Annotated in this window: 7 protein-coding genes; all 7 read right to left on the reverse strand. The window is 39.3% G+C overall.

The genetic code is table 11. From position 1 onward, the window contains the following. Positions 1-132: 132 nt before the first annotated feature. On the reverse strand, positions 133-822 hold the full coding sequence (locus BU200_RS10060) for an enhanced serine sensitivity protein SseB C-terminal domain-containing protein (protein WP_075100000.1): 690 nt from the start codon (positions 820-822) through the stop codon (positions 133-135). Continuing rightward, positions 800-1,063 carry a hypothetical protein gene (locus BU200_RS10065; protein ID WP_075100001.1) on the reverse strand — a complete coding sequence of 88 codons (264 nt, stop codon included), beginning with the start codon at positions 1,061-1,063 and terminating at the stop codon, positions 800-802. Before BU200_RS10065 ends, BU200_RS10060 begins: the two co-directional genes overlap by 23 nt. A gap of 12 nt (positions 1,064-1,075) precedes the next feature. Continuing rightward, positions 1,076-2,761 carry a T7SS effector LXG polymorphic toxin gene (locus BU200_RS10725; RefSeq protein WP_083609407.1) on the reverse strand — a complete coding sequence of 562 codons (1,686 nt, stop codon included), beginning with the start codon at positions 2,759-2,761 and terminating at the stop codon, positions 1,076-1,078. A 9-nt stretch (positions 2,762-2,770) separates the two neighbouring features. Then, entirely contained in the window at positions 2,771-3,055 is a 285-nt protein-coding gene (locus tag BU200_RS10080; protein WP_075100002.1) for a TIGR04197 family type VII secretion effector, read from the reverse strand. A 3-nt stretch (positions 3,056-3,058) separates the two neighbouring features. After that, complete coding sequence (locus tag BU200_RS10085; RefSeq protein ID WP_075100003.1) at positions 3,059-3,493, reverse strand: YwqH-like family protein; 435 nt, start codon at positions 3,491-3,493, stop codon at positions 3,059-3,061. 3 nt (positions 3,494-3,496) lie between these two features. After that, positions 3,497-3,826, reverse strand: a complete 330-nt coding sequence (locus tag BU200_RS10090) for a DUF4176 domain-containing protein (protein WP_075100004.1) — start codon at positions 3,824-3,826, stop codon at positions 3,497-3,499. Between the two features lie 291 nt (positions 3,827-4,117). Then, positions 4,118-4,338: transposase (locus tag BU200_RS10095; protein ID WP_211268965.1), on the reverse strand; the 221-nt coding region annotated here is incomplete at its 5' end.

The raw sequence follows: 4,338 nt of genomic DNA on the forward strand, positions 1-4,338 counted from the left end.
GAGTATATGAGAGAACACTCTGGAGAGTTTAGACATTATTAAAAGACGATTTCCGTTTAGAAGTCGTCTTTTTTGATAATCTTGAATACTATATATTGTATCTAGTGTAAACTGGTATATAGTTCCCAAATATTATTTAACATAGAAGGGGGCAATTTCTTTAATTATATTTTTAGAAAATTCTGATTGGAGTTTCAAAATATCTATAATTTCTTCTGTAATTGGATTCGTATTAAAAAAATCTACAATAGCCTTACAATCCTTATCACTACCATCTATAACTAAAGTTAAATTTTTACTCTTCCTTTCTCTGATAACTGAAAGTAAATAAGCTTTTTTTATTGTTGGAATTGTCTCCATAAACTCTTTTAATCGATATTTAATAATCCTGTACTCTTCTTTTGGCTCTCCTACTATGACTTCCTCCCCTCTTCTCAACATAGAGTGAGCTATGATATAATTTATATTTTCTCTATTAAGGACAAGATTATCACTAAATGGATTAATAACAATTCCTTTAACTTCTATCAACTCTCGAACAATTTTTGCACAATCATAAATTGAACACTGTTTAGGTAAAACACTTAAGGAGTTTTGTTTTAATAATTCAAACTCTTTGATATCCGTACATAAAGGAATGAATGTATCCCCACCGGAATCAGTTAAAAAAGCTAGTGATACCTTCTCAAGTAAATCTGTTTGCGATATAGGAATCCAAAATATATGATTCTTTAAATAATGATATAACTCTTCTTGAAAGATGCTACCTTTACTGTTTTTGAACATGGAAATCGCTGTTTTAATTTTTGTATCTTCTTGCATTTTTTATTTCCTGATCCATCTTTTCTAAATAAATAATAATAGAACTATTATAATCCATTGTTTCATCCACAAACTGTCTAATTAACGATGGAATATCTAATGAAATACTATCATCTTGTGACACAATTTCCATCATTAAATTATATAAATGATTGATAATACCTGAAAACTCTATTTGATTTGAATAATTATTATCTAAAATGAAGATAATTTTTCTAGCATAGTCTTGAATTTTTGTCATCTTTTCCTCCAGTTAATTAGGAACCAAACTAATATTAGTTATCCACTCCAGTGGCCAATCTCTAGGAAGCAATACCTGATCTGCTCCCCCTTTTAGAATTGTTCCTGAAGAAATAATTTCCTGAGGAGCAACTTGTCCAATATTAAGAACTTGTCCCTTTGGAACAGTAATTGTTGCTTCATACATTCTTGTGTTTTTCCATTCAGGTTTAAGAGCCGTATCAATTTTAGCCTGAATTCTATTTTTAGCTGAACTGGTTGTTGCAAAAGCTCCAGCCGCCTCTGCATTCCCTCCAAATGTTCGATATAACGTCACATCCTCAGATGTAACCACCGTACGGTATTCACCGTTTGTAAAAGTTTCTGCAATACTCTTCGGTAACTCAACTTGTTTAATGCTTGATACCTGTCCATCAATAGCTGTCTTATATGGCGGCTGGTTCAAACTAAACTTACTCGCCGCGGACGAGGCGGCGTAGCCTCCTAGGATACTGCCGACAAGGCTGGCGCGCTGGGCGTCTTCTTCGCTACCGCCGAGGAGTTTGATGCCGTGGTAGGCTGCTTGGTGTCCGGCAAAACCGCCAACCTCTCCAATCATAAATTCTGTCAATCCCTTGACCACACTCTGGGTCTTGCCTATGGGAATCAGTACCGCACTGGCGGTGGTAAAGAGACCGCCAACTTGGTGGTAGGTCTTGTCATTGCCCATAAATAGGGTGTCCCGAATGGGATTGGTAGCGTGGGTCTTGCCGTCTCCTTGGTAGCCTAAGTAAAGGTTGTGTCCTGCCTCAACTGTATTGGAGAGACCATAGGCAACCGTTCCGCTACCTGCAATCCAAGCTCCTGCCACTAAAGGAGTGGCAGCTCCACCACTAGCCACAATGGCTGCGACACCAACGGCAATGGTTGCAGCTCCTAGGGCAAGGTCTATCCAGCCTTGGGTCTTTCTCTCTTCTGCTGCTAGGGCTTCAAATCTCGCTTGGTCTCGTTCTTGGGCTGCCTGCACTTTGTCCATTGTATTGGTGATATGTTGTTCCACCTGTTGATAGGCGGTCGCAAAGCGCTCTACTGACTGGAGTTTCCCTAAATCACCCGACCGATAGGAACTGATCTTGCGGGTTTGACCGCTGTATTCCGATAACAGAGCTTTAGTCGCAGATACCAGCTCCTTAAAGGCAGTCAAATCCTGTCGGGCATGATTGCTTTCATACTGCTGGATCGCACTATCTAGGGTCTTGAGTTTGCTTGTTAGCACGCCATAGTCTAAAGCGGTACTTGTATGGCTGGTACCAGAATAGGAAACCAAGTCAGAAATCTTATCCTTTTCGGCATTTAGAAGTTCCAGCTGATGATTGAAGCGGTCATGAGAGTTCTTCAAGTCTGACTGAAGAGCGGTGAAGACTTGTTCAGGTAATTCTGCGTGGTGATCGCTATCTATATTATAATAGCCATCTTTGTAGAGCAGGAAACTAGACGAATAATCATTCATCAAATTTATTAAGGTCTGTAACAAGGTACCGTGTACTTCACTTAGATAGGTGCGGATCCCCGCAATCCCCTCTCCTTGGAGGCTGCTGTCATTGATAAAATCTGACATGGCTGTGTTGATACTGGCAATTGACTGCCCCCATGAGGCAATCGTTGTCTGGCTAGTAGTCTGAAAACTGGTAATGTCATCAAATCGAATCTTGTAACTCATACGCCCTCCTTAGTTCAGACCTGAAAATAGGGACTGTCCCAAGACATTGTCCGTCCGAGCAAGCTCCTTACCTGCATCTGAAATGCGGGCAATATCCGTTTCTAATAAAGCTGTATACTGTGTGATCAGCTGGTACAAGTCGTCAAATTGTTGCTGGTAAAGATCCAAGACCTTTGACTCTGAAGTCATTTCAAAGACGGGCTTGCTTCCGTCAGCTAGGCTAGCTTTGGCAGTTGAGAGCTTACTGACATGGGACAGAAAGACAACATCTGATAATTGAATAACGCCGTACATATCCTATCCCTCCTTGGTGTGTAATAGTTTCTCAATGAAATTGCCTAGATGATTAATCTGGCTTTGGCACCAGCCAATGATGCCATTCTGCTCATTCTTCTGATTTTCTAGCCGGGTGATTTCATCACAAATAGCGTCATAAAAGGTGTTCATTTCTGTCTGAAAGCTCGTGTAATCCGTTGAAAATTCCTCCCACTTGCTGGTGAACTCTTCCTTTTGCTTTCCTTTCCAGTCCGGTTGTTCCTTTTTGAGCATGATGGAAACCTTGGTGTCGTTGACATCCGTCTGAATATTCCCAATCGACTTTTTGACAGACCGTAGCCTTTCTAATTTTTCATCAATGGAAGCAATCGTTGCGGAGGCTGCGGAAAGATTTGCATAGTGTGCATCAACCTGCCCTTGCAGTTGATAAATTTGAGCATCATCCATTTTACCCATAACCTATCCTCCAAGACCATTGACGCCATTTAATTCGGACACATTTCCTTTCGGAATGTCAGTGGTATTCAAAATATGGTCGATATTTTCCAACATGATAGCATTATCATCATCCGTATATCCTTCTTGGACAACCTTTAAGATGTCTTCTTGATTAAAGTAGATAAGGCTATCGCCCATGAGCCCCTCTGGGTAAAGACAGGCACCATAATCAAAGCGGTAGACTTCTCCCTTGACGGGTACAGCAATAACACGTGATACAATCATCATTTTCTTTGTATTTCCCTTGAGGATCACAAGACTGCCTAAGGGTAAGATAGTAACATCTGACATAGAATCTCCTTTCTAAAGCTCTCATAGCTACATGCCACCTATCGACAAAATGAGGAATGAAGTGGTGACCAATGAGTATTATCGTCATTTCGTTTATCTTTTATAATTGAACTTGAAATAGTTATTAACTTTTTCAACTACCTTCAACTCCTTGCCTAGTACTAAAAATAAACTAAACGGCTATATAAACGTAAACCAAACAACTATATTCCTATCATTCTTATTATACCAAAAAAAAATAATCAACTTGATGTTGATTCGTAATACTCGTCAAAAATCATTTAATACTCGTCAAAAATCAAAATCTGAAGAAATCCATTTTCTATAAACAATGGATTTCAAATCAGACCAATGCAATGTTTGAATCACCTCTTGTAGTTTGTCAATCACCTCTTCAAGTGTCTTAAAGGCTCTATTCTTGAATCCTCTTTTACGTATTTCAGCCCAAACTTGTTCAATTGGATTCATTTCAGGTGTATAAGGTGGAATGAACTCGAAGTCAATGTTTGCAG

The sequence above is a fragment of the Streptococcus acidominimus genome, assembly GCF_001921825.1.
GTDB classification, from domain to species: Bacteria; Bacillota; Bacilli; order Lactobacillales; family Streptococcaceae; genus Streptococcus; species Streptococcus acidominimus.

Excerpts from the sequence above, each read along its gene's own strand:
- BU200_RS10060 (WP_075100000.1), bottom strand. The coding sequence starts at position 822 with ATGCAAGAAGATACAAAAATTAAAACAGCGATTTCCATGTTCAAAAAC.
- BU200_RS10090 (WP_075100004.1), bottom strand. The coding sequence starts at position 3,826 with ATGTCAGATGTTACTATCTTACCCTTAGGCAGTCTTGTGATCCTCAAG.
- BU200_RS10065 (WP_075100001.1), bottom strand. The coding sequence starts at position 1,063 with ATGACAAAAATTCAAGACTATGCTAGAAAAATTATCTTCATTTTAGAT.
- BU200_RS10080 (WP_075100002.1), bottom strand. The coding sequence starts at position 3,055 with ATGTACGGCGTTATTCAATTATCAGATGTTGTCTTTCTGTCCCATGTC.
- BU200_RS10725 (WP_083609407.1), bottom strand. The coding sequence starts at position 2,761 with ATGAGTTACAAGATTCGATTTGATGACATTACCAGTTTTCAGACTACT.
- BU200_RS10085 (WP_075100003.1), bottom strand. The coding sequence starts at position 3,493 with ATGGGTAAAATGGATGATGCTCAAATTTATCAACTGCAAGGGCAGGTT.